At 63.8% G+C, this 26,006-nt stretch carries 19 protein-coding genes; 15 read left to right on the plus strand and 4 right to left on the minus strand.

All coding sequences use genetic code 11. The features are described 5' to 3' along the window. Positions 1-3 precede the first annotated feature (3 nt). From CAP2UW1_RS00700 to CAP2UW1_RS00740, 9 genes are all read left to right on the plus strand, one after another. Positions 4-219, plus strand: a complete 216-nt coding sequence (locus CAP2UW1_RS00700; protein ID WP_012806948.1) for a hypothetical protein — start codon at positions 4-6, stop codon at positions 217-219. Positions 220-272: 53 nt separating this feature from the next. Then, positions 273-608, plus strand: coding sequence for a hypothetical protein (locus CAP2UW1_RS00705; RefSeq protein WP_012806949.1), 336 nt, complete (start codon positions 273-275; stop codon positions 606-608). Between the two features lie 12 nt (positions 609-620). Further along, entirely contained in the window at positions 621-1,067 is a 447-nt protein-coding gene (locus CAP2UW1_RS00710; RefSeq protein WP_012806950.1) for a hypothetical protein, read from the plus strand. 88 nt (positions 1,068-1,155) lie between these two features. After that, entirely contained in the window at positions 1,156-2,658 is a 1,503-nt protein-coding gene (locus CAP2UW1_RS00715; RefSeq protein WP_012806951.1) for an efflux transporter outer membrane subunit, read from the plus strand. Between the two features lie 35 nt (positions 2,659-2,693). Next, a complete protein-coding gene (locus tag CAP2UW1_RS00720) occupies positions 2,694-3,773 on the plus strand; it encodes an efflux RND transporter periplasmic adaptor subunit (protein WP_041567640.1) in 1,080 nt (359 codons plus the stop codon). After that, positions 3,770-6,859, plus strand: coding sequence for an efflux RND transporter permease subunit (locus CAP2UW1_RS00725; RefSeq protein ID WP_012806953.1), 3,090 nt, complete (start codon positions 3,770-3,772; stop codon positions 6,857-6,859). Before CAP2UW1_RS00720 ends, CAP2UW1_RS00725 begins: the two co-directional genes overlap by 4 nt. A gap of 90 nt (positions 6,860-6,949) precedes the next feature. After that, complete coding sequence (locus CAP2UW1_RS00730; protein WP_012806954.1) at positions 6,950-7,606, plus strand: alcohol dehydrogenase catalytic domain-containing protein; 657 nt, start codon at positions 6,950-6,952, stop codon at positions 7,604-7,606. Positions 7,607-7,764: 158 nt separating this feature from the next. Further along, on the plus strand, positions 7,765-9,381 hold the full coding sequence (locus CAP2UW1_RS00735; RefSeq protein WP_012806955.1) for an IS1634 family transposase: 1,617 nt from the start codon (positions 7,765-7,767) through the stop codon (positions 9,379-9,381). A 224-nt stretch (positions 9,382-9,605) separates the two neighbouring features. Then, positions 9,606-11,225, plus strand: coding sequence for a patatin-like phospholipase family protein (locus tag CAP2UW1_RS00740; protein ID WP_199931537.1), 1,620 nt, complete (start codon positions 9,606-9,608; stop codon positions 11,223-11,225). A 51-nt stretch (positions 11,226-11,276) separates the two neighbouring features. Here CAP2UW1_RS00740 and CAP2UW1_RS00745 read toward each other — a convergent pair whose 3' ends face one another. Then, entirely contained in the window at positions 11,277-12,404 is a 1,128-nt protein-coding gene (locus CAP2UW1_RS00745) for an AI-2E family transporter (RefSeq protein ID WP_012806957.1), read from the minus strand. 604 nt (positions 12,405-13,008) lie between these two features. Here CAP2UW1_RS00745 and CAP2UW1_RS00750 point away from each other — a divergent pair. The 3 genes from CAP2UW1_RS00750 to CAP2UW1_RS00760 all read left to right on the plus strand — a co-directional run bounded on the left by CAP2UW1_RS00750 (position 13,009) and on the right by CAP2UW1_RS00760 (position 16,925). Continuing rightward, positions 13,009-14,703: a PHA/PHB synthase family protein gene (locus CAP2UW1_RS00750; protein WP_049778499.1), complete on the plus strand. Its 1,695-nt coding sequence runs from the start codon at positions 13,009-13,011 to the stop codon at positions 14,701-14,703. 210 nt (positions 14,704-14,913) lie between these two features. Continuing rightward, the gene (fabI, locus tag CAP2UW1_RS00755) at positions 14,914-15,747 is read left to right on the plus strand and encodes an enoyl-ACP reductase FabI (protein ID WP_012806959.1); all 834 of its coding nucleotides are present in this window, start codon (positions 14,914-14,916) and stop codon (positions 15,745-15,747) included. 374 nt (positions 15,748-16,121) lie between these two features. Further along, positions 16,122-16,925 (plus strand): EAL domain-containing protein, encoded by an 804-nt coding sequence (locus tag CAP2UW1_RS00760; RefSeq protein WP_012806960.1) that lies wholly within the window; start codon positions 16,122-16,124, stop codon positions 16,923-16,925. Here CAP2UW1_RS00760 and CAP2UW1_RS00765 read toward each other — a convergent pair. Together CAP2UW1_RS00765 and CAP2UW1_RS00770 are read right to left on the minus strand one after the other, a co-directional pair. Then, positions 16,909-18,348: a heavy metal sensor histidine kinase gene (locus CAP2UW1_RS00765; RefSeq protein ID WP_012806961.1), complete on the minus strand. Its 1,440-nt coding sequence runs from the start codon at positions 18,346-18,348 to the stop codon at positions 16,909-16,911. The genes CAP2UW1_RS00760 and CAP2UW1_RS00765 overlap by 17 nt on opposite strands. Beyond that, on the minus strand, positions 18,339-19,022 hold the full coding sequence (locus CAP2UW1_RS00770; RefSeq protein WP_012806962.1) for a heavy metal response regulator transcription factor: 684 nt from the start codon (positions 19,020-19,022) through the stop codon (positions 18,339-18,341). The genes CAP2UW1_RS00765 and CAP2UW1_RS00770 overlap by 10 nt, the downstream gene beginning before the upstream one ends. A 150-nt stretch (positions 19,023-19,172) precedes the next feature. Between CAP2UW1_RS00770 and CAP2UW1_RS00775 the strand changes: the two genes are divergently transcribed. The 3 genes from CAP2UW1_RS00775 to CAP2UW1_RS00785 are packed head-to-tail and all read left to right on the plus strand — an operon-like array spanning position 19,173 to position 25,035. After that, positions 19,173-20,522, plus strand: a complete 1,350-nt coding sequence (locus CAP2UW1_RS00775; RefSeq protein WP_012806963.1) for a TolC family protein — start codon at positions 19,173-19,175, stop codon at positions 20,520-20,522. Beyond that, positions 20,519-21,868, plus strand: coding sequence for an efflux RND transporter periplasmic adaptor subunit (locus CAP2UW1_RS00780; RefSeq protein ID WP_012806964.1), 1,350 nt, complete (start codon positions 20,519-20,521; stop codon positions 21,866-21,868). Before CAP2UW1_RS00775 ends, CAP2UW1_RS00780 begins: the two co-directional genes overlap by 4 nt. 35 nt (positions 21,869-21,903) lie before the next feature. Further along, the gene (locus CAP2UW1_RS00785; RefSeq protein WP_012806965.1) at positions 21,904-25,035 is read left to right on the plus strand and encodes an efflux RND transporter permease subunit; all 3,132 of its coding nucleotides are present in this window, start codon (positions 21,904-21,906) and stop codon (positions 25,033-25,035) included. 6 nt (positions 25,036-25,041) lie between these two features. Here CAP2UW1_RS00785 and CAP2UW1_RS00790 read toward each other — a convergent pair whose 3' ends face one another. Continuing rightward, positions 25,042-25,923, minus strand: a complete 882-nt coding sequence (locus tag CAP2UW1_RS00790) for a hypothetical protein (RefSeq protein WP_412566848.1) — start codon at positions 25,921-25,923, stop codon at positions 25,042-25,044. Positions 25,924-26,006: the final 83 nt, after the last annotated feature.

Consider the following 26,006-nt stretch of genomic DNA (forward strand, 5'->3'; position numbering starts at 1 on the left):
GAGATGACTTTCAACACTGACTGCAAGTACCCTACTCGACGCGCCTACGTGGTGAAGGTGCGCGGTGATGCAAAACCCGATGCGCTCGCCGGCCGTCTCGAGAACCTCGTTACCGGCCGGCAATGTGAATTTGTATCCGGTCGCGAGTTGCTCGAGTCCCTTGCCAGCGACCTGGATGCGACCCCCCACGAGCAGCCGTCCAATGCGCAAAGCGAGTGATCGATACCGTTCAGCGTCGGCAATCGTGATGATTCACACGGTGGAGCGAATCCGTGACTGAACCACATGATCATGGGCAGATCGCCTGGTGGGCGGAGAACATCGACGAGCTCGACCGCGAGATTGCCAGGTTGTGCTTGCTATGTCAGGTACGCATCCTCGATCCCGGCATCATCGAGCGTGTGCTCGAGAAAGACGCTTCCGTGTGCGGAACCCCCAATCCCGTCGCTTTCGCAAAGCTTCGCGACATGCTCATGTTTTATTTCGTGATCCGCGAAAAGTCGGTCGACGCCGTCGGGGAGCTGCAAACGGAGCAGATCGAGGCGCATGTCATCGAGCAGATCAGGAATCGCTTCGGCGATTTGCTGGGAAAGTGGCCGCCCGCGTGAAGGAGCGAACGCATGGATAGTGCGATCATCAGCGCCATGGCAGGCGTGCTCGGCTCGCTTGTTGGCGGCTCGGCTGCCTTTGCGACCGCCTGGATTACCCAGAAGACGGTCAGCCAGCGCGAGCTGATTCAGGGGGACATGCGCAAGCGTGAGACGCTCTACGGCGAATTCATCGGCGAATGCGCGAAGCTTCTCATCGACGCGTTCGTCCACACGCTCGACGATCCGGAGAAGCTGCTCCCACTCTACGCACTCACGAATCGCATTCGCCTCACCGCCTCGCAGCCGGTGCTCGCCGAAGCCGAACGTCTGTTGAGCCACATCACCGACCAGTACTTCTCGCGCAACCTGACGGTACAGGAGATGGGCCAACTTGCCCGCTCCGTAGGCGCCGATCCGTTGAAGGCGTTCGGCGAAGCCTGCCGCGCGGAACTCAAGTTGATACGCGCCCGCCTGTGAATCCGCGTCGCACCTTCCGACAAAATCCCGACAGAACGTCGACGCTTCGCTGACGACGCGCAGCAACCATTCCCTTACGCTCACTGCCATGTCGAACCCAGCCAACCCCAGTATCCCATTCCGCCATTTCCGTGTACTCGCCGCGTCGGTCGCGCTCGCCTTGGCGGGGTGTACCACACCCGTGCTGAAGCCCTCGCTCGATGTGCCGGACCGATTCGGGGCAGCAACGGCCCCCGTGGACGAGCCCGAGGTGGCGTGGTGGGAAGGCTTCAAGGACCCCGTGCTTGCCGACCTCATCCGCCGCGCCGCGCAGGAGAACCGCGATGTCAAGATCGCGGCCGAGCGGCTACGCGCCGCGCGCGCCGGAGAGACGATCAGCCGTTCGTGGCTGTTTCCGGCCGTTGGCCTCGCCGGCGATGCCTTCGATCACAAGACGAACTACGACTCGGTTCTCAAAAGCGTCGTTCCGGAAGCAGCGAACACGAAGGCGGCGCAGATCGGCGTCGGCGTGACCTGGGAAGTCGACCTCTTCGGTCGCCTGCGCGCTGGCGCCGCTGCGGCCGCGGCCGACACGCTGGCCGTCGAAAACGGCGCGCGCGGCGTGCGTCTTTTGGTGTTGAGCGACGTCGCAACCAACTACTTCAAACTCACCGGCGCATTGCGCCAGCTCGAAACGGTACGTGCGATAGCGGCCGCGCAAGACGAAACGTTGCGCCTCGTCACGGCGCGCCAACGGGTCGGTCTCGCGACGGCTTTCGATGTGGAACGTGCCCAGACGGAAGCCTCGCGGGCACGCGCAGCCATCCCGCCGCTCGAAACACTTGCCGCCGTCTCCCGGCATCGCATCGCCGTGCTCATTGGCGGTCAGGCGTTCCGCGCCGCAAGCATCACGCCGTCTACCGTCGAAGCCACTGTTCCGCCGGCGCGTCCGGGGCAACCCGCCGCGCTGTTGCAACGCAGGCCGGACCTGCTCGCGGCGAGCGCGCAGCTCGACGCCGCCAACGCGCGCCGGCAGCAGGCGATGGCGGAGTGGTTCCCGCGGCTCGTTCTCGGTGCCGTGTTCGGTCGCGAGAGCATCGAGCTCAATGGTTCGGACCTCGGCCCGGCGCGCTTCACCAACGTTGCGGCGATGTTGGCGATGCCGATCTTCAACGCCGGACGCACGCAGGCGATCAACGACATCGCGGAGAGTGGACAACGCGAAGCCGTCCTGCGCTACGAGGACGCGATCGCGCGCGCATTGGAAGACGTCGAGAACACGCTCGTGGCGCTCGCCGATGAACGGCAACGCGCGCAGGCGCTGAACAGCGCTGCGGCGTCGGCCGACGCGGCGCTGGGTCGCGCGCAATCGCTGTACGATCGCGGCCAGATCGACCTCTTGCCACTCCTTGACGCGCAACGCGTGCGATTGTCCGTGCGCGTCGGAGCCAACGACGCCAACACGCAATTGCTGCTTGACAGCGTGCAACTATACAAGGCGCTCGGCGGTGGCTGGCAGGCGTTCGAGCCCGTCGCCGGTCCCGCTGCGTCCGCCAACCCGAATTCGCCTACATCATCAAACTCCGTCGCTCGATACAAGGATCCGTCGTGAATCCGTCTCCCTCCCCCACATTAGTCATCGTCGCGATGATCGCCGTCGCGGGCCTGTCCGCGTGTACATCGAAGCCACCCGCAGAAGCCCTTCGTGCCGTGCGCACCGCGCAGATCCGCTACGACAGGACGCAGGAAATGAACCGCTACGTCGGCACGGTGCAGTCGCGCCACGAAGTCAACGAGGCCTTTCGCGTTGGCGGCAAGGTCGTGCAGCGCAAGGTCGATGTCGGCCAGAACGTGCGCGAGGGCGACGTGCTGACGGTGCTCGACGACACCGATTACCGGCTGGCCGAGGGCGCCGCGCGGCAGCAGCTCGTCGCCGCCACCGCGCAGGCGAAGCAGGCCGAGTCGGACCGCAAACGGCTAGACGCGTTGAAGACCGACGGCTCGGTCAGCGTGTCGGACAACGAGAAGGCACGGACGGCGCACGAAACGGCGTCGGCGTCGGCGGAGGCCGCGGCCCGGCAGCTCGAGTTGGCGCGCAATCGGTTCAAGTACACGGTGCTGCGCGCGTCGCGCAGCGGCGTCGTCACCGCCGTGCGCTTCGAGGTCGGGCAAGTCGTGGCCGAGGGCCAACCGGTCGTCTCGATAGCCAACGACGGCGAGCCCGAGATCGTGGCCGACGTGCCCGAGGATCACCTCGCCGTATTCAAGACGTCGCGTTACAAGGCGTGGCTGGCCAGCGCGCCCGAGCAAACGTTCGAGGTCGCGCTGCGAGAACTGTCGCCCCAGGCGGCGGCGCAAACGCGAACCTTTCGCGCTCGCTTGAAGCCGGTCACGCCGCGGCCGCTGCCGCTGGGCGCGACCGCCACGCTCGTCGTCGAACGGCAGGTCGGCGAAGCGCCGGCAGCAGTAATTCCCGCCTCGGCGATCACGCAGAACAACGGCCAGCCAGCGGTCTGGGTGGTTCATCCCGCGGGGTCCGAATCGGCCGCGACCGTCGACTTGATCAACGTCTCGGTGCACGGGTATCGCAATGACGAGGTGCTTGTGTCCGGGCCGCCGGCCGGCGAACTCGTCGTCACCGCCGGCGTGCAGAAGATGGCGCCGGGCTTGCGGGTCGCGCTTCCCGAGGCCGCGCGCAACGCTGAAACGAAGCAGGTCGCCCGATGAAATCGTTCAACCTCACCGAATGGGCGCTGAACCACCGCGCCGTCGTTCTGTTCCTGATCCTCGCGATCGCCATCGGCGGCGTGCTCGGCTTCACGAAGCTCGGCCAGCTCGAAGACCCGAACTTCTCCGTGCCGTCGATGACGGTGATCGTCATCTGGCCCGGCGCGACGGCGCAGCAGATCCAGGACGAGGTGCTCAACCGCATGGAGAAGAAGTTCGAGCAGATCGACCACTTCGACAAGGTCAAGACCTACGCGCGCCAAGGCTACGGCGGCATGACGCTGTCGGTCGTCGGCGGCACCTCGCATGCGGACCAGCGCGAGGCGTGGTACCAAGCGCGCAAGAAGTTCAGCGACGTCAAGCTCGAGCTGCCCGATGGCGTCATCGGCCCCATCTTCAACGACGAATACGGTGACGTGACCGGGCTGCTTTACGCCGTCAAGGGCGACGGCATCAGCCACGCCGAGCTCTCCGACACGGCGGAAGACATCAAGCGCCGGTTGCTGAAGGTGCCGATGGTGAAGAAGGTCGACATCTATGGCAAGCAGGCGAAGAAGGTCTACGTCGAGTTCTCGCACCAGCGTCTCGCCGCGCTCGGCATCACCCCGCTCGCGATTGCCGAGAGCCTGCGCAGCCAGAACAGTGTACTGGCAAGTGGCTCGATCGACACGCACGGCGACCGCGTGCTCGTTCGTGTGAGCGGCCAGTTCACGAGCCTCGATGACATCCGCAATGTTCCCATTGCTGCGGGTGGACGGCTGATCAAGCTCGGCGATTTCACGACGATCACGCGCGGATACGAAGATCCGCCCATGTACACGGTGCGCCACAACGGGCAGCAGGTGCTGATGCTCGGCATCACGATGACCAACGACGGCAACATCGTCGAGTTTGGCCACGCGATCGCGAAGGCGGTCGCCAACGTGCAGGCGGAATTGCCCCATGGCATCGAGCTCGAACGCGTCGCCGATCAGCCCACCGTCGTCAGTGAATCCATCTGGGAATTCGAACGCTCGCTGATGGAAGCGCTGGCGATCGTGCTCGCGGTCAGCCTGATCAGTCTCGGCTGGCGCATCGGCATCGTCGTCGGGCTCTCGGTCCCGCTCGTGCTCGGCGTCGTCGCGCTGGTGATGCTTGCGATGGGCTGGAACCTCGAGCGCGTCTCGCTCGGGTCTCTGATCATCGCGCTCGGCCTGCTGGTGGATGACGGTATCATCGCGGTCGAGATGATGGTCGTGAAGATGGAAGAGGGCTGGGATCGCCTGAAAGCGGCCGCCTACTCGTACTCCGCGACCGCGATGCCGCGGCTGACCGGTGCGCTCATCACCGTCGCCGCCTTCATGCCGATCGGTTTCTCCAGATCGACCACCGGCGAATACGCTGGCGGCATTTTCTGGATTGTCGGTACGGCCGTGTTGTTCTCGTGGGTCGTCTCCGGGATCATCACGCCCTACCTCGCCGTCAACATGCTGCCCAAGGACTTCGGAACGCACCACCACGGCGCCGACCCGTACGACACGCCCTCTTATCGCAGGCTACGCGGGTGGATCGACCTCGCCATCGCGCGGCGCTGGTGGGTCATCGCCACCACCGTCGTCGCACTGGCCGTCGCGGTTGTCGGAAGCAGGTTCGTGCCGCAACAGTTCTTCCCTAACAGTTCGCGACCCGAGCTCGTCGTCGAACTGCGACTGAAGGAAGGCGCCTCGTTCGCCGCGACGACCGAGCAGGTAAAGAAGATGGAGGCGGTGCTGAAGAAGGACGAGGACGTTCGCTTCTTCACCGCGTACACGGGCGCCGGCCAGCCGCGCTTCTATCTCTCGCTCAATCCGGAGCTGCCGAACCCGGGCTACGCCGCCTTCATCGTCATGACGCGCGACATGGAGGCGCGTGAACGCGTGCGGTCGCGCCTGATGACGAGCGTCAATGAGGAGTTCCCGGAGGTTTGGGTCCGCGTCACGCGCCTCGAACTCGGCCCGCCGGTCGGCTTCCCAGTCCAGTTCCGTGTCGTCGGTCCGGATACGCAGAGGGTTCGTTCGATCGCGCGTGAGGTCGAAGCGGCGGTCGCTTCGAGTCCGAAAGTTCGCGATGTGCAGCTCGACTGGAATGACCCGGTGCGCACGCTGAGAGTCGACCTCGACCAGGACAAGGCGCGTGCGCTCGGCTTGGCGCCAGCCGACGTCGCCTTCGTGACCCAGACCGTAATGAACGGCGCAACGGTGTCGCAACTGCGCGAGCACGAAGACCTGATCGACATCGTCGCCCGTGCGGTTCCGTCTGAGCGTCTCGACGTCGACACGCTGAAGGACGTCAATCTCTATACCCGAGAGGGGACTGTCGTGCCGCTGTCGCAAGTCGCGCGCGTGCGGTACGAGCTTGAAGAGCCGGTGCTGTGGCGACGCAATCGCGACATGGCGATCACCGTGCGCGCGGACGTCAAGGACGGCGAACAGGGCGTGTCGGTGACTCAGGAGATCCGTCCGATGCTGAAGGAGATCGAAGCGCAGCTGCCTTTCGGCTATCGCATCGACGTCGGCGGCGCCGTCGAAGAAAGCGACATCGCCAACCGCGCGCTGATGGCGGTCTTCCCGGTCATGCTGGTCACGATCCTGACGATCCTGATGCTGCAGCTGCAGAGCTTCTCGCGCATGTTCATGGTGTTCCTGACGGCACCGCTCGGACTCATCGGTGTCGTCGCCGCGCTGCTCATCTTCCAGGCGCCGCTCGGCTTCGTCGCGATCCTCGGCATCACCGCATTGTGCGGGATGATCATGCGCAACGCGGTGATCCTTGTCGACCAGGTGCAGGCCGAAATGGCCGAGGGCCGCGATCCCTGGAATGCCGTGCTTGAAGCAGCCGTGCACCGGACTCGTCCGGTGGCGCTGACCGCGGCGGCCACCGTGCTCGCGATGATTCCGCTGACGCGCAGCGTGTTCTGGGGTCCTATGGCGATCGCCATCATGGGCGGTCTCACCGTCGCCACGTTGCTGACGATTTTCTTCGTGCCGGCTCTTTACGCCGCGTGGTTCAAGGTCGAGCGGGCTTCTGCTGCAAATCCTGAGATGCCGCCGGCGGCGGCCCCGGCATGAAGCACCGATGAACGAGGCCAACGGTCAATTGGAACGCCGCATGTGCCTGTAGACCAACGCGCCGTGACAGGCGCTCGATGAGAGCGATCGATGGGCAACTCGATGAAAGCAGCCGTCGTACACGAGCTCGGAAAGCCACTCGGACTCGAGGAGGTACCTGTTCCGCAGCCGAACGAGAACCAAGTCCTCGTTCGCATCGCGGCGACCGGGATCTGCCACACGGACCTCCACGCCGCGAAGGGCGATTGTCCCGTCAAGCCGCAGACGCCCTTTATCCCCGGCCACGAAGGCGTGGGAACGGTGGCTGCGGTCGGCCGTGCCGCCCGCGGCGTCAAGGAGGGCGATCGGGTGGGAATTCCGTGGCTGCATACGGCCCGCGGGCACTGCCCACACAGCCGGACCGGGTGGGAGACGTTGTCCGGCGCCCACGGCGCGCTCGTCACGGCCGAATCACCGAAGGCATTCGAACAGGCCTTCGACAGGCTGCGGTCGCGTGGCACGATGGCGCTGGTCGGTCTGCCACCCGGCAAGATGTCGCCGCCGATCTTCGACATGGTTCTCAAGCGCATAACCTCGCGCGGCTCCATCTTCGGAACGCGTCAGGATCTGGACGAGGCGCTGGCCTTCGCCGGCAGCGGATCCGTTTCTGCCCACTTCTCCTGGAACAGTCTGGAAAGCCTCAACGACATCTTCGCGCGCATGGAGGACGGCAAGATCGACGGCCGCATCGTTGCGAACCTGCAATGACGGGCCGAATTGTGAGCGGACTCTGACGGACCTTCCCGGAGTCCTCAAGGTAAGTCTCTGATTAATTGCAATAAATCAGAAAATCGGCAAAACATGTAGGCATGTATATGCAATAATAGTGCTTGACAAACAATGCGCTATTAGGCTTTATTGTCGGCATGTACATCGCCCGCATCCCCAACCGAAAATCCAGGCCCGCCATCCTGCTCCGCGAGTCCTATCGTGAGGGCGGCAAAGTCTGCACGCGGACCATTGCCAACCTGACGAACTGGGCACCGGAGCGAATCGTCGCCATGGAACGTCTGGTGAAGGGCGAATTCGACGACTGGTCGGGAGAGATGACCAGCGGCGAGATTTTTGGAGTGCTGTTTGCGCTCAAGCAGTTGGCGGATCAGGTGGGCATCACGCGGGTATTGGGCAGTGCGGCGGAAAGCAGGCTCAACCTGTTTCTGATTCTCGCACGCATCGCGCATGGCGGGTCGCGGTTGTCGGCGGTGCGCTGGGCGAAACAGCACACGGTGGCCGATGTGTTGGCGCTGGAGGAGTTCGATGAGGACGACCTCTATGCCGCTCTGGACTGGCTGGCGAGCCAGCAGGAGCGTATCGAGCGGGAACTGTACCGGGCCTACGTCAAGGAGCAGGGCCAACCACCGGTCCTGGTGCTCTACGACGTCACCTCCAGCTATTTCGAAGGAGAATGCAACGAACTGGGGCAATACGGCTACAACCGCGACGGCAAGCGAGGCAAGCAGCAAATCGTCATCGGTTTATTGACCGCCGAGGACGGCGAGCCCCTCGCCGTGCGCGTCTTCGAGGGCAACACCGCGGACCCGACGACGGTGGCCAGCCAGATCACGATTCTGAAGGAGCAATTCGGGATTGCCGAGGTGGTGATGGTGGGCGACCGGGGAATGATCAAGGCCAAGGGGAAGGCCGCGCTGTCGGCACAGGGCTTCCGCTATATCACCGCCTTGACTGACGCGCAGGTACGCACCTTCCTCAAGGAGGGCGTGCTGCAGACGGACCTCTTCGATGTGCCTCTGTGCGAAGTCGAACACGACGACAAACGGCTGATCGTGCGCCGTAACGAGATCGTCCGGGTGCGCGAGGAGCGGCGGCGGGAGGACAAGTTGGCTCAGTTGCAGGCGAAGATCGCCGACCGTAACGCCTTCGTCAAGAACTCCAGGCGCGCCAGCGCGGCAACCGGCCTGGCCGCTTTGCAGCGCTGGGCCAAACGCCACAAACTCGCCGCGTTTGTCACCCTCGCGCTGAACGAACGCGTCATTGTCTGCACCATCGACCAGGAGGCTAAAGCGCAGGACGCCCTGCTCGACGGCTGCTATCTCCTGGAAACCGATGTGCCACAAGGCTTGATGGATGCGAAGGCGGTCGATGCGCGTTATCGCGATCTGCAAAAAGTCGAGCGCAACTTCCGCACGGTCAAAACCACCTTCCTGGAAATTCGCCCGATCTTCCTGCGCAAGGCTGAGCGTACCAAGGCACATGTCTTCGTGGCGATGCTCGCCTTGAAGATCACGCGGCGGTTTGAAGCGGCTCTCCACCGGACCTTCGGCAGCACCGTAGACGACCCCGCCACCATCACTCCGGACGACGCCCTGGTGGCCCTCGGACGATTGACCTATCTCTACAGCACCGACCGCAACGGTCAGCGTCACACGCATCTGCCACGCCCGGACGATCAACAGGCCAAAATCCTCGACGCCATCGGCCTTTCCTTCCCGCTCAAGGCCAAAGCCGAAAAGCGCGCCGTGTAGGCAGCCGCCGCTTTTGCGGCGCTGGCTTTTTCTTCAACAAAAACCCATACTTAAAGCGTAGTTGCGTCTACTGGCTAGAGGAAGATCCGTCTGAGCGGACTCACCGCCGCGACCATGCCGACGCTTCTCTTCCTGCGTGGCCCTTTACGCCGCGTTGTTCAAAGTACGACGCACAGTTGCGCCGGATCCGGACTTTGCACCTGCCACCGCAGCATGACTTAGCAATGAACGAGTTGGCGTACCGCGATTGTGAAGCCCGAGCATCTCGTGCGGCTGAACCTCGGTCGCGACTCGGTATTCCTGTGGCGCGCGCTGCTCGCAGGGCAGCGCGGCCGAGCCTTCGACCAGCCAAGGATCGCCTGCTGGGCTCTTCCTTCGTACTCGTGGCGCTGCTGGTTACCTGCGGCCTCGCCGGCTGCGCCACACGTCCGGTCAATCCGCGGATCGAGCACTTCGATCCTGCAACGATGTACACCTTCCAGCGGCCTTCGGAGAACCAGGAGGATCGCCAGCATTTCGTCTTGCTCGCCTTTTCGGGCGGGGGCATGCGTGCGGCTGCATTCTCCTACGGCGTGCTGGAGACCCTGCGCGACATGCAGATCACCACCCCAAGCGGCCGCAAGGTCCGGGCTCTCGACGAAGTCGAGGTCATTACCGGCGTATCGGGCGGAAGCTTCACTGCTCTTGCCTACGGGCTCTACGGCGACAGGCTCTTCGACGATTACGAGAGGCGGTTTCTCAGGCGGGACGTGCAGGGCCAGTTGATCGCCCGCGTGCTCAATCCTTTTAACTGGGGCGCGCTTGTTTCAACGGGGTGGGGCCGATCGGAGCTGGCTGCGGATCTCTACGATGACGTGTTGTTCAACGGCGCGACCTACGCCGACCTGAAGCGTGACGGTCCGCAAATCGTCGTGAGCGCCACTGACCTGTCTGAGGGCACACGCATCGACTTCAACAAACCGACATTCGATATGTTGTGCACGGACTTGGGAGGTTTCCGCCTCGCCCGCGCGGCCGCGGCTTCCTCCGCCGTTCCGGTGGTCCTGTCGGCCATCACCATCGACAACCACGGCGGGACCTGCGATTACCGTCCCCCTGCGTGGGCCAGGCTATTACTCGACAATCCCGATCCTCCGCGACCCGCCGTACGCTCGATCAAACACTTGAATGAATTGCGAGTCTACACGGACCAGTCGAGGCGACCCTACCTTCATCTTGTGGACGGCGGCATCTCCGACAATATCAGCGCTCGGGGTGTGCTGGATGTCCTATCGACGTTCGCGTCGCTCCACGCATTGGGCATGCCGACGCCGGTTGATCGTTTGCGCGAGGTTTTCGTATTCGTTGTCAACTCGCTGGCAACTCCTCCCAACGACTGGAGCTTGCACGAAAACCCACCTGGTATGGTCGAGCTGCTCATCCAGACCGCCGGCGCACCAATCGATCGCTACTCGTATGACACCGTTGAGACGTTGAAGGATATGCAGGCTGGGTGGGAGGTGTTACGGGTGGTGCGCACGGACATGAAGCCGATAGCGGAGGGAAATCCAAAGCTCGATTTCATCCTGCGGGCGCCGGACATCAATATCCACGTGATCGACGTGTCATTCGCCGTCCTGAAGGACTCGGCCGAGCGCGATTATCTGCACCGTTTGCCCACTTCGCTCGTTCTGCCAAGCGAAGCGGTCGATCGGCTTCGGGCCGCGGCGAGGACGGCAATCCTCGAATCGCCTGCCATTCGGAGGCTGATGAAGCAGGACATCGCGCGCATGGTCGGTAGTGAGCGGACATCGGCGGGCGCCGCGCAGATGGCGGTCGCGCCCGCGCGGGCGCCCGTGGACTAGCTGCACGGGTTCCTCCGACCGCCACCCCGCTGATGCATCGAGGTATCGTTGTCACGCGCTCTGGCTCACTTGGGGGTTGGAGTCGGTGACATCGACCACAGCGAGATCGCGAACACGTTGCTCCCACAGTTCCCTTGCGAGGGTGAGCACCACCGGACCGATCACCAGGCCGATCAGCCCAAGCACCTCGAAACCGCCAAGGCAACCCATCAGGACCCAGACGAAGCGCAAGCGGACTCCGTTACACGCGACTACCGGCCGGACAACCTTGTCGCCACAAAACAGGACGAAGCAGCCCAGTCCGAGCGCGAGAAGCGGTGGCGTGGTGGTGACTGTCATCGCGAGTTGCAACGCCAGCGCACCGACCGCTACATAGCCCAGGAACGGGACCAGCGCGAGCAAGCCGGTAACGGCGGCCCACACGGCGGCGTGCGGCACGCCGACAATCGCATACGCGACGCCGCTGGCGAGTCCATCGAAGAGGGCCACGACCAGCATGCTGTTTACCGAGGCGCGCACGGCCCGCGTAGCGAGGTCGGCAAAACCGTCAGCGTGCTCGCCTAGGCAGCGACGAAGGACGCGCCTGAAGCCCGCCGCCAGCGACTCGCCTTCCTGATACAGGAAGAACAACAGAAGGACCGTAAAAAAGATGATGAACGCGTGCCGCACCGTGAATTGTCCGAGCGACTGCGCCCACGGAACGAGCGCAGCCGCGTCGGTCCGCTGCGTCCACGTCAGAAGGGCACCCGGAGAGGCGAGCTGACTTTGCCAACGAGCGGCGAGCCATGGCCCGATTAGCGGTGCGTTCTCCAACCCCTGAGGAACCGCGATTCCCTTCTTGTCCGCGACGGCGATCGCCGACAGCAGCGCGTGCGCTTCGCTGAGCAGCGCGCCGAACGCAAACATCAACGGCGCCAGCACGAAAATCGTCAACGCGAGCGTGAAGATCAGCGAACTCGAGTTTCGGCCGATGCACCGTGGCAGGCGGGCCGCAAACCGTGTGTAGAGCGGCCAACTGGCGATCGCGGTCACGCACGCCGCGAGCATCGCTTGAAGGAAGCTGTTCAGGATCCAGGCCGACAGGATGACGATCAACGCGCCATAAAACCAGCCTGTCGGCAGCTTTATGGTCATCGTCTTCGGCGGCACTGGCGTTTCCCTGTCGGTCGGATTGCGCATGGTTCGCTCCGTGGTTCATGCAGGACGGGCCGTTTCGCGGCGGCCGTCCGGGCTCTATGCGTTCGGGGGCCCAAGCTCACCCCGTATTCGCAGGGGGTAGTGCCTCGGCGCCATCAAAAGCATGCTAAACGCCGCGCTGGCCCAAGTCATAAGCAGAGTGTCGGCATTGCGTCCCGATTTGGCTCGCCGGCAGGTGCCCGGACGCGGCGATGGCAGCGGTGCCGGCAAGCCGTGCGTGCCGAGCGCCTCGTCTGTGGCATCGGCACGGGCATTCGCCACCGAGTTCCCACGTATCGCAGACGTTTCGCTGACCACTCGGTAATTGGATGTGAGTACGCTACCCTCAGTATCACGAGAGAGTCATTTGAATGGAGAACCGACCATGAACGCAGCCTCAAATCCAACATCCTTGACCACCCCGACCGATGATCGAAGAGCGATTACGCCAAGCTCATCAAATGGGCCGAGCGCGCCTTCACCGAGCCAAGAGGCGCTTGAACCAGCCGCCGCATCGCGTCAGGCAGGCGCGCTCGGCGCCCGACCCGGTCGGCGCATCGGCGACCGCGCCTTGTACGAGTCCGAATGGCTGGAGAACGCGGATCGCATGACCAACGCAGCCATCGCCCACGCCACCGGTGGCATCTCGCCTACCTCCGTCGCGATGGACCTTTTCGGCTGGATGGCGCATCTGGCCAGTTCCCCCGGCAAGCAGTTCGAGCTCGGCCAGAAAGCCGTGCGGAAGGCGCTGCGTCTGGGGCGCTACGCCGCGACGTGCGCGGCCGACCCCGGCGCCACGCCTTGCATCGAGCCACTGGCGCAAGACCATCGATTCGAGCATGAGGCCTGGCAACGCTTTCCGTACAACGTCATCTATCAGGCCTTCCTTCTGGATCAGCAGTGGTGGCACAACGCCACGACCGGCGTCCGCGGAGTTTCCAAACACAACGAAGAGGCGGTCTCGTTCATCACGCGCCAAGTGCTCGACATGTTCTCGCCCTCCAACATTCCGTTCCTCAATCCCGAAATCGTGCAAACCACCCTCGCCGAGGGAGGCGCCAACCTGCTGCGCGGCGCGCAGAACTTCGCCGAGGACTTGCGGCGAGGTATCCGCGGCGAGCCGCCGGCCGGCACCGAGACGTTCCAGGTCGGCAAGAATCTCGCCGTCACTCCCGGCAAGGTCGTCTACCGCAACCGCCTGATGGAGCTGATCCAGTACACGCCCACCACGGCGAGCGTTCAGCGCGAACCGGTGCTGATGCAATCGGCGTGGATGATGAAGTACTACATCCTGGACCTGTCGCCGCACAACTCACTGGTCAAATACCTCGTCGATCGCGGTCATACGGTGTTCATGATCTCGTGGCTCAACCCTAGGCCTGAGGATCGCGATCTGGGCCTGGAGGATTACCGCAAGCTTGGCACCATGGCGGCGATCGACGCCATTTCCAACATCCTGCCGGACCGCAAGATCCACGCCGTCGGTTACTGCCTGGGCGGCATTCTACTGACCATCGCCGCGGCGACGATGGCGCGCGACGGTGACGACCGTCTGGCCAGCGTCACCCTGTTCACCACCATGACCGACTTCACCGAGGTCGGCGAAATCAACGTCTTTATGGATGCCGGCGAGGTCACCATGCTCGAGGACATCATGTGGCAGAAAGGCTATCTCGATCACAAGCAGATCTCCGGCGGTTTTCAGTTGCTCAAGTCTGCCGACCTGATCTGGTCGAAGATGGTACGCGAGTACTACCTTGGAAATCGTGAACCGATGTTCGACCTGATGGCCTGGAACGCGGACGGCACACGCATGCCCTACCGCCAGCACTCCGAGGTTCTGCGCCGACTGTACGTCGATAACGAATTGTTCGAGGGCAAGTACATGGTCGGCGGGCGCGCCATCTCGATCAGCAACATCCACTGCCCGATTTTTGCCGTCGCCGCGGTGGCCGACCACGTCGCCCCCTGGCATTCGGTGTACAAGCTGCACCTGCAGAGCGACGCGACCGAACTCAGCTTCGTGCTCACCAGCGGCGGCCATAACGTCGGCATCGTCAACGAGCCGGGCCGCCCGCGACGCAAGTTTCAGATGGCGACCTGCAAGGAAGGCGAACGCTGTCTCGATGCCGAGACCTGGAAGGCGCAGACGCCGGTCACGCAAGGCTCGTGGTGGCCCGCCTGGGACCAGTGGCTGACGCAGCATTCGAGCGGCGGCGCTACGCCGCCAATCATGGGCGCCCCGGACAAGGGCTATGAGCCGTTGTGCGACGCGCCCGGGACCTACGTGCATCAGAAGTGACAGAACTGCCTGGAGAACGGAACCTTCGATGCGATCAATGTCGGAGACGCGGCGAGCCTGACTTGGGCGCTGCAGGCCGATGACCTTGAAACGTAGGCGACCGTGACCGGAGATAGGAACCTGATGTGGGCATACTTCGCGACCCGAAAAGGCCCGGGCCGCGAAGCTACCGGCAACAGCATGAGCTAATTGTTTCTAGGAGAACGAGTGATGACACAACTGAGTGCAACCGAACAATTTTTTGAAGACCTCAAGAAGGAGGTCAAAGGTTCTGCGGGCCCCCTTGAAGGCAAGAAGGCCTTGATCGTCGGCATCGCCAACGATCAGTCGATCGCCTATGGCTGCGCGCTCGCCTTCCGTGCCTTCGGCGCGGATATCGCGATGACCTATCTCAACGACAAGACCAAGAAGTACACACAGCCGCTGGCCGATCACCTCGGCGTCGATCCTGCCCTGTATCGCCCCTGCGACGTGCGCGTAGAGGGGCAACTGGAGGCTGTGTTCGAGGCCATCGGCAAGACCTGGGGAAAACTGGATATCGCCCTGCATTCCATCGCTTTCGCGCCGCGTGAGGATCTGCATGGCCGCGTTACCGATTGCTCCCGCGACGGCTTCCTGAGCGCGATGGATGTCTCCTGCCACTCGTTCATCCGCATGGCGAAGCTGGCGGAGCCACTGATGAAGGACGGTGGAGCACTATTTACCATGAGCTATTACGGCGCCGAGAAGGTGGTCGAGCATTACAACGTGATGGGGCCCGTCAAGGCAGCGCTCGAGGCATCGGCCCGGTACCTGGCGGACGAGCTGGGACCGAAAGGAATCCGCGTCCATCCGATGTCACCCGGCCCGATCCAGACCCGCGCCGCAACGGGAATCGATCGCTTCGACGAGTTGATGGAGATTGCCGCACAACGCGCCCCCAGCCGCATGCTGGTCACAATCGAGGATGTAGGTATGGCGACGGCGTTTCTCGCTTCGGACTTTGCGAAGTTGATTACCGGAGATACCATCCATGTCGACGGCGGTTACCATATCGTTGGCTGAGGGAAGAAGGGCCACGCAGCAACGCCGAGCCTCTCAAAGGTCGCGACAAGTGATCCAGCTCCATAGCACAACGGGTGTAACGATACGCGTGACCCGCCCGGACGATAGGGAACGCATTGTGAAGGCGTTTCGAGTGTTGGATCCCCGATCGATCTACCTGCGGTTTCTCTTTCACAAGAAGGAGCTGAGAGTTGCGTCGGCTCTGCGAACCCGACCGTGCGCGAAGTTGTGCTGGTTGCGACGATCGGAAGCGGCAATCAGGAGATCATTGAGTGAACCTGGCCACGCGCTCCGCCGTGCAGGGCGCCTCAGACCCCTATTGCCCACCATACATCACCGCGGCAGCGCGAGTGAGTGATTGCGGAGCCGGACCAATGAACCAGGATCTCCTGATGGTGCTGGAGTGCGCGACCGTGCACTACCAGCCGATTGTCGATCTCGATACTGGCGCTATTGCGGGTTTCGAAGCGTTGTTGCGGACCGTCGACGCCGATGGCGATGCGGGTTCGATCGGCCCCGTCATCGAGCAGATCGAAAGCGATCCAGTGCTGCTCGATCGCCTGATGCGGCGGTTGCTAGGCATGATCAGTCGCGACGCGGTGCCACTGTTCGAACGCTACCCCGGTTTTTACGTCAGCGTGAACGTACCGCCGGCGATACTCGGTGCGCGAACTGCGCTCGGCGAGCCAGCGATGCGTGGCATGCTCTCTGATTTTGACTTGGAACCCTATCTCGGCCGTCTGGTTTGCGAGATAACCGAACGGCAGGCGCTCAGTGCGCAAGGGCGCGCCGCGCTTGAACTCGCGCGGCAGGTCGGGATCCGGCTTGCGGTCGATGATGTCGGCACCGGGCACAGCGGCATCGCGCAAATGCTCGGCCTCACCATCGATGTCCTGAAGCTGGACCGCTCGCAGGTCGTGCTGCTGACCACGGACGTGACAGCCGAGCGGCTGGTGCGGGGCATTATTGTCCTGGCATCCATGATTCGCGCGCGGGTTGTTGCCGAGGGCGTGGAGTCGGCGGCGCAGGCTTTTTTTCTGCAGGCCGCCGGCGTCGACTACGGACAGGGGTGGTTCTGGAGTCCGGCGCTGCCGGCGGCCGAACTGCCGAAGGTGTTCGAGGCCGGTTTTCCGAATTGGCGCCGCGATCTGGTCGCGCGGCTCAACGAGGCACGTTGATGCAGATGGGGTGACGGTCGGTCGCCAATTCAGGGGGGAAGTGCAACTCGCACACGGTCATGCCACGCGCCGAACGGATGGCAGCGTCGCCACCGTGGGCGCGCATGATCGAGCGGGTGATTGCCAGGCCCAGTCCAGCGCCATCGCTCGCTCGTTGCCGCGAGGAATCTACGCGGTAGAAGCGGTCGAACAGGCGTGGCAGGTGCTCGAGGGCAATGGTTTCACCGGAGTTTTGCACCGATAGGCGAACGCCGGTATCGCCCGTGTCGTCCACATGAACGCTTACTTGACCACCCACCGGAGTATGGCGCAGGGCGTTCGACAGCAGATTGCTGATCGCCCGCCGCAACATCAACTGGTCGCCGCCGACGCGGCCGCTTCCGGAGCAGGTGAGCGTGATCGTCTTCTCCTCGGCCAGTGCCTCGTAGAACGCGAACAAGCCCTTCACTTCGTCCACCAGGTCGAGGGGCTCCTGCCTGGGCATCACCAGGTCGTTGTCTGCCCGGGCCAGGAAGAGCATGTCGGCAATCATCCGCGAGAGGCGCTCCAGTTCCTCGGCGTTGGAAGCCAGTACATCGCCGTACTCGCCGGCGGGTCTTTCCTTGGCGAGAGTGACCTGGGTCTGTGTCAGCAGATTGGTGACGGGGGTCCGCAATTCATGCGCGATGTCCGACGAGAAGGCCGTCAGCCGCCGGAAAGAGTCCTCCAGGCGAGCCAGCATCTCGTTCAGAGTCGCGGTCAATTCGGCGAGTTCGACGGGGATCGCGTCGGCAGGAAGTCGGGAGTGCAGCCGATGCGCGGTAATTGCCGCGGCTTCTCGCCGGATCGCCTGCAATGGGGCGAGTCCGCGGCGGACGGCGAGCCAGCCGAGGACGCCCGTCAGGAGGGCGGCCAGGATGACGAACGACCATAGCGTCGTCCGGAACGACTTCATGAAATGCTCGTGGTGCGAAACATCGGTGGCGACGCCGACGATCAGTGGGTGGAACCCCTTGATCCCGGTGCGAGCGAGAGCGGAAATGCCGCGTAGCGGCCGCTTGTCGCCAGTCGTCCAGACTGTCGGGCGCGCCTGATCCGCCTGCGACGCGCTCTCCAGCAGCGTCCGGGGAAACTCGGCAGCGCGGGTAGCAAAAAGCGTCCGCCCGTCCGGCGCCAGGACGATCACCGCCAAACCATCGTGGCCAACCAGCGAGTCCGCCAGTTGCTGTGGCAGCGCATCGAGATCGGCCTGCGAGTGAGCCTTCTCGAGAGCGTGTTGAGCCAGTTTGAGCTTGCCGGAAAGCACCTCCATATCCTGTTCTTCGAAGTGGCGCTCGACGGCGCCGGCGATGAGGTAGCCAAGCAAGAGCAGGACAACCGTCGAGGACAGCGCGAAGAGCATCGTCAAGCGGAAGGTCATCGACCGCATGCCGCTCAAGCGCATGCCGTCACCTCCAGAACATAGCCCATGCCACGTACGGTACGGATCAGTTTCGGCTCGAAGCCATCGTCCATCTTTGCCCGCAGGCGCCGGATCGCCACCTCGATCACGTTGGTATCGCTGTCGAAGTTCATGTCCCAGACCTGCGAGGCGATCAGCGAGCGCGGCAGAACCTCGCCCTGACGGCGCAGCAGCAGTTCCAGCAGGGCGAACTCCTTGGCCGTCAGATCGATTCGTTTGCCGGAACGGTTCACCCGTCGGCGCATCAAGTCGAGTTCCAGATCGGCGGCGCGCAGAAACTCCGACTCCGTGGCCTTGCCGCCGCGGCGCAGCAGGCTGCGCACCCGCGCCAGCAGTTCGGAGAACGCGAACGGCTTCACCAAATAGTCGTCGGCGCCCAGTTCGAGGCCGCGAACCCGATCATCGACATGATCGCGGGCTGTCAGGAACAATACCGGCATGTCCTTCCCCGACTTGCGAATTCCCCGCAGCACCGACCAGCCATCGATGCCCGGCAACATCACGTCTAGAATCACCAGATCGTAGGCCTCGGTCAGCGCGCAGTGCATGCCGTCTTCTCCGTCGCGTGCCAGATCGACGACGAAACCGGCTTCCAGCAGACCCTGCTTGAGGTAGTTGCCTGTCTTCGGCTCGTCTTCGACGACCAGGATCTTCATCAGTGCACTCCTTTGCCGGACCTATACTCTCCCACCAGTCTGCGCCGGCGCTTGCCCTTTCCGCGAAGATTACAGGAATGTAATCAAGCAGACAGCTTCCTGTCAGGCTGCCGACAGCATCATTCGGCCATGACCGAGGATCTCCGACGCATGCGGCAACCGACCACTGCGAGTGGGCACGACGAACGATCGCAGGAATCCCGTCGGGTCCGGCCGCTTCGGGTGCTGCCGTGCGGGTTTCTCGGGGCGCAGGCATGCGCGCTCGGGCTGGCGCTGGCCATCGCCGCCCCGGCCTGGCCACAGGACAAGGCCATCGGCAGGACCGTCGAGAGCCTGCTCGTCTTTGCCCGAGAGACCAATCCCGAGTACGCTGCGATACGCTCCGAAGCCGACGCCGCGCTGGAGCGCGTGACGCCCGCCGGTGCGCTGGCCGACCCGAAGTTCAGGATGGAACTGCGCGACATCACCAAGTCCGGCGACCAGAATCCCACGCTGTCACCCAGCCAGGTCGGCAGTACCCGCTACCTGCTGTCGCAGGATCTGCCGTGGTTCGGCAAGCGTGAGCTGAAGCGGGAAATCGCCGAATTCGAAGCCGAAGGCGCAACGAGCCGGGCGCGGGGAACCTGGTCCGACCTCGCCGCGCGCATCAAGGCCGCGCACGCGCAACGCTATTACCTCTCCCGCAACGAAAAACTGACCCGGGAAATCCTCGAACTGATCGTTCGCCTGGAGAAGGTTGCACAGGTTCGCTATGCCGGCGGTCTCGCCGCCCAGCAGGATGTGATCCGCGCCCAGGTCGAGCAGACCAGCATGCGCAGCGAACTGGTGACACTGGAAAGCGAGAGCCGCCAGGTCGATGCGCGCCTCAATGCCCTGCTCGCGCGTCCGGCTGCGGCAGAACTCGCGCCACCGGAAAGGCTGCCGGTGCTGCCGACAGCCGCCAGACTCGACTACGCGACGCTCGAAGAGCGCGTGCGCGCGCGCAACCCCGTGCTCTTTGCGGAAGAATCGCGCCTCAAGGCGGCCGAGAAAAGCCGTGAACTCGCCTACCGGAATCGTTATCCGGATTTCACCGTCGGCTTCGGCCCCATCCAGTACCAGAACGCCGTCAAGGAATGGGAAGTAATGGTCGAACTCAACATCCCACTGCAACTGAGCACGCGGCGGGCCCAGGAACGCGAATCGGAAGCCATGCTGTCGGCCGCCCGGTCGCGCAAGGAAGCCACCGCCAATCAGGTGCTCGCCGACCTCGCGGAGAATCTGGCCGGCATCGAGGCGGCGCGGCGCATCGAAATGCTGGCGACGACCAGCCTCCTGCCGCAGGCGGAACTGACGTTTCGGGCGGCACTGGCCGGTTACGAAAACGGCAAGGTCGATTTCGCGACGCTCCTCGAAGCGCAGCGGCAGATTCGGCAGGCCCGGCAGAGCCAGATCAAGGCGCAGAGCGAAGCGCAGATCCGTCTCGCCGCCATCGAAAGGCTACTGGGGGAAGACTTGTGAAGCAGGCAACCGGAATCGCCATCGGTCTCGTCGCGGTGACGGTGCTGGCCGCCGGCAGCGGCTATTGGCTGGGCAGCAGGGGGGCCGTACCCCCCGGTGAAGGCAGCGCTACCATGACCGCCGCTGCCGCAAAGGGCGCCGGCGAACCGGAGAAGCGGAAGGTGCTTTACTACCGCAATCCGATGGGCCTGCCGGATACCTCGCCGGTCCCGAAGAAGGACTCGATGGGGATGGACTACACACCCGTCTACGCCGACGAGCAGGACGACGAGCCAGCTTCCGCCAACCAGATCCGGATCAGCACCGAGAAGGTCCAGAAGCTCGGGGTGCGCACCGAGGCCGCCCAGCGCCGCACCCTGGACAGGACGGTGCGTGCTGCCGGTCGGATCGAGCCGGACGAGCGACGTCTGTTCACCATCGCCCCCAAGTTCGAGGGTTACGTCGAGCGCCTGTACGTGAATGTCACCGGCCAGCCGGTCGGCAAGGGGCAGCCCCTGTTCGAGGTCTACAGCCCGGAACTCGTCTCCGCCCAGCGCGAGTACACCGTCGCCGCGCAGGGCGTGACCGCGCTCAAGGAGGCCGGCGGTCAGGCGCAGACAGGCATGCAGGACCTGGCCAACGCCAGCCTGCAGCGCCTCAGGAACTGGGATGTCTCGCCCGAGCAGGTCAAGGCGCTCGCCGAATCCAGCGAAGCGAAACGGACGCTGACCTTCCGCTCGCCGGTGGCAGGCATCGTCACCGAGAAGAAGGCCGTTCAGGGCATGCGCTTCATGCCCGGCGAAGCGCTCTATCAGGTGGCGGACCTCTCCTCGGTGTGGGTCATCGCCGACGTCTTCGAGCAGGACATCGGCCTGGTCAGGACCGGCGCCAGGGCGAAGATCCGGATCAACGCCTACCCGGACAAGCTCTTCGAGGGTGCCGTCACCTATGTCTATCCGACCCTCAAGAGCGACACGCGAACCGTTCCGGTACGCGTGGAACTCGCCAATCCCGGCCTGCTGCTCAAGCCGGCCATGTTCGCCCAGGTCGAGCTGGCCGTGTCGGCCAAGGGGCCGATGGTCAGCGTTCCGCTCTCGGCAGTGATCGATAGCGGCACCCGCCAGGTCGTCCTGATCCAGCAAGGTGAAGGCCGCTTCGCGCCGCGCGAGGTCAAGCTCGGCGCCCGCAGCGACGACTACGTGGAAGTCGTCGATGGCGTGAAGGACGGCGAACAGGTGGTGGTCGCGGCCAACTTCCTGATCGATTCGGAGAGCAATCTCAAGGCGGCACTCGCCGGTTTCGCCCCCGCGGCCAGCGCCGACGCCGGCAAGGCCGGCAGCGCCGCCAACCCGCACGCCGGTCACTGACAGACCTCAGCAGAGACTGACGGAGATTCGGCACCATGCTGGCGAAAATCATCGACTGGTCGGGTGGCAACCGTTTCCTGGTCCTGCTCGCCACCCTTTTCGTCACCATCGGCGGCATCTACGCGGTCCTCCGGACACCGATCGATGCCTTGCCCGATCTTTCCGACGTGCAGGTGATCGTGTACACCGAGTACCCCGGTCAGGCACCGCAGGTCGTCGAGGATCAAGTCACCTATCCCCTGAGCACGGCCATGCTGTCGGTCCCGAGATCGCGCGTGGTGCGCGGCTTCTCCTTCTTCGGCGCCTCCTTCGTCTACATCATCTTCGAGGACGGCACCGACATCTACTGGGCACGCTCACGCGTCCTCGAATACCTGAGTTTCGCTTCCAGCCGCCTGCCCAGGGGCGTTACGCCGTCGCTCGGGCCGGATGCCACCGGCGTCGGCTGGGTCTACCAGTACGCGCTGCTCGCCAGAGACAAGACGCTCGCCGAGTTGCGCACGATCCAGGACTGGTATGTGCGCTACCCACTGAGCAAGGCGCATGGCGTCGCCGAAGTGGCATCGATCGGCGGCTTCGTGCAGACGTATCAGGTCACCGTCGACCCGGTGAAGCTGCGCGCCTACGGGATCCCACTGATGAAGATCGCGCAGGTGATCCGCGATTCCAACCGCGACGTCGGCGGCCGGGTGGTGGAAATGGCCGAGACCGAATACATGGTGCGCGGCAAGGGTTACCTGCGCGGCAAGAGCGACATCGAGAGACTGGTCGTCAAGAGCGACAGGGGCACCCCCGTTCTGATCCGCGACATCGCCCGCGTCGAACTCGCACCGGACGAACGGCGCGGCCTCGCCGAACTCAACGGCGAAGGCGAAGTGGTGTCGGGGATCGCCATGGCGCGCTATGGTCAGAACGCTCTCGAAGTGATCCATAACGTGAAAGCCAAGATCGCCGAAATCGGCCCCGGGCTGCCTGAGGGAGTGACGGTGGAAACCGTCTATGACCGTTCCGAGCTGATCCACCGCGCCATCGAGACGCTCAAGCGAACGCTGCTCGAAGAATCGTTCATCGTCGCGCTGGTCTGCATCGTCTTCCTGCTGCACGTGCGCAGCGCGCTGGTCGCCATCCTGATGCTGCCGGTCGGCATCCTCATCGCCTTCATCGCCATGCGCTCGCTGGGAATGAATTCCAATCTGATGAGTCTCGGAGGAATTGCCATTGCCATCGGCGCGATGATCGACGCGGCGATCGTGATGATCGAGAACGCCCACAAGCATCTCGAGCGCCTGCCCGCGGGGCACTCACCCGGCGACCGCGCTGAAGCCATGCTCGCCGCCTGCCGGGAGGTCGGGCCGGCGCTGTTCTTCTCCTTGCTGGTCATCACCGTTTCCTTCCTGCCGGTCTTCAGCCTGGAAGGCCAGGAAGGCCGGCTGTTCTCGCCGCTTGCCTACACCAAGACCTTCGCGATGGCCGGCGCCGCACTGTTGTCGATTACGCTGGTGCCGGTGCTGATGCTGCTGTTCATCCGCGGCAGGATCCTGCCCGAAGCGAAGAACCCGGTGAACCGCTTCCTGATCTGGGTCTATCGGCCGATCATCGCCGGCGTCATGCGCTGGAAAAAGCTGACCCTCGTTCTCGCCGTCCTGGCCATGGCGCTCTCTCTCTACCCGGCCTCGCGGCTCGGTTCCGAGTTCATGCCGACGCTCAACGAGGGGACGCTGCTGTACATGCCCACCTCGCTGCCCGGAATGTCGATCACCAAAGCCGCCGAGCTGATGCAGACCCAGAACAAGATCATCGAGCGCTTCCCCGAGGTGGCGTCGGTGTACGGCAAGGCCGGGCGCGCCAACACCGCCACCGACCCGGCGCCGACCGAGATGTTCGAGACGGTGATCAACCTCAAGCCGGAATCCGAGTGGCGCGCCGGCATGACCACCGACAAGCTGATCGCCGAACTCGACAAGGCGCTGCAGTTTCCCGGTGTCGCCAACGCCTGGACGATGCCGATCAAGGCGCGTATCGACATGTTGTCCACCGGTATCCGCACGCCGATCGGCATCAAGGTCTTCGGCAAGGACCTCGACGAAATGGAAACGCTGGCCAAGGAAATCGAGGCGGTGGTGAAAACCGTCCCCGGAACGACCAGCGCCTTTGCCGAACGCATCACCGGCGGCTTCTACCTCAACATCGAACCCGACCGCGAGCAACTGGCGCGTTATGGGCTGGCCGTCGGCGAACTCCAGGACGTCATCGGCAGCGCGCTGGGCGGTGAAATGGTGACCACGACCGTCGAGGGCCGCGAGCGTTTCGGCGTCACCATCCGCTATCCGCGCGAGCTGCGCTCCGACCCGCAGCAGATCGCCCGCGAAGTGCTGATTCCGACCATGAACGGGGCGATGATCCCCCTCGGGCAACTGGCCCGGGTGGTCGTCGCCAAGGGACCCCCGAGCATCCGCACCGAGAACGCGCTGCTTTCCGCCTACATCTACGTCGACATTCGCGACCGCGACATCGGCGGTTACGTCGCCGACGCGAAGAAGGCGGTCGCCGAGCAGGTCAGCTTCCCGCCCGGCTACTACGTGACCTGGAGCGGCCAGTTCGAATACATGGAGCGGGCAACCGAGAAGATGAAGATCGTCATTCCGGTGACGCTGCTGTCGATCTTCCTGCTGCTCTACCTCAACTTCAAGCGCCTCACCGAAACGCTGATCGTCATGCTCTCGGTGCCTTTCGCCCTGGTCGGCGGCATCTGGCTGCTGTGGCTGCTCGACTACAACCTTTCAGTCGCCGTGGTCATCGGCTTCATCGCGCTCGCCGGGGTGGCGGCCGAGACGGGCGTGATCATGCTGATCTACCTCGACCATGCCTGGGAAGCTGTCCAGGCGAAATGCCGCGCAGCGGGGCGCGCGCCAAACGTCGACGACCTCTACGCGGCGATCATGGAAGGCGCCGTCGAGCGCGTACGACCGAAGATGATGACCGTCGTGGCGATCATGGCCGGTCTGCTGCCGATCCTGTGGGGGACAGGGACGGGTTCGGAAGTGATGAGCCGAATCGCGGCGCCGATGGTGGGCGGGATGATCTCGTCAACGGTGCTCACGCTGGCGGTGATTCCGGCGATCTACGCACTGGTCAAGCAGTGGCGGCTCCGGCCGGGCAGCGGTTGAAATTTCTCAGAAACGTCCGATGAAGGTCGCGCCGAAGAGAGGCGCCGGGTCGAAGTCCTCCTTGCGGACCAGATGTCCGGATGAATTCTCGACGCGTAGCCTCCCGTTTGCTACGACGCCGCCATAGAGGTGCAGCGCCAATTGGTCGGTGAAGTTGCGCGTTACTCGAACGAACACCGGCATACCGCTCTCTTCGCCGATGCCGTTACGCACCGGGCCGGTCTCGCTCAGGCGAAAACGCAGAACCCGATAGGCCACGCCGACACCGGCAGTCCAGCCGCCATCAAAGTAGTAACCAAGTTCCAGTCCGGCTGGCCCCGTCGGGCCGCTGGGGAGGGGATTGGTCAGGCGCCAGTGGTCTCCGAAGCGCCAGTCGATGACCAGTAACGGGAATACGCTGGTTTTCTCGATCCCGTCGAATACGCCTATGCCCAGGCCGAGACGATTGCCACGCTCGAAGCGCCTGGACCCGGAGACTGTGGCGCCCCAGATGAGCGAATCGCCGGATTTCGCCCCATTTTCCCTGAACCAGTCCACCGACGGCGCTACTCCTACGCTCCAGCCGTCGCCGACCTCGAACGAGAGCGGTGCCGATACGCCGTAACGTTGAACGATGTTCCACGGCGCCACTCTGTCGAAAGCGCCGGAGTTGGAGAACGAATAGTCGAGATAGTCGTAGGTGAGGGTGATACCCGCGCGCCTGCCGCCGCCAAGGTCCTGGGAAACCCCACCGCGCAGGATCGCGCCGCCAACGCTGAAATCACCGCTGCGGTCGAGGTCGGCGTTCCCCTGGTAGACCGGCGTGAGCGAGACGAACGCTTGCCTCTCACCCGCCTCGCCCCCCTGCACAGAACCCGTGACCGCCATCAGCGAGGCAAGAACCGTCAAGCTTGGTACGCGCCAAGACCGTGAGTTCATAACGATTTCCTTTTATATATATCAGGCGGCCCGAAGGACAGGCTTAGTCGGGG

The organism is Candidatus Accumulibacter phosphatis, from assembly GCF_000024165.1.
GTDB lineage: Bacteria > Pseudomonadota > Gammaproteobacteria > Burkholderiales > Rhodocyclaceae > Accumulibacter > Accumulibacter phosphatis.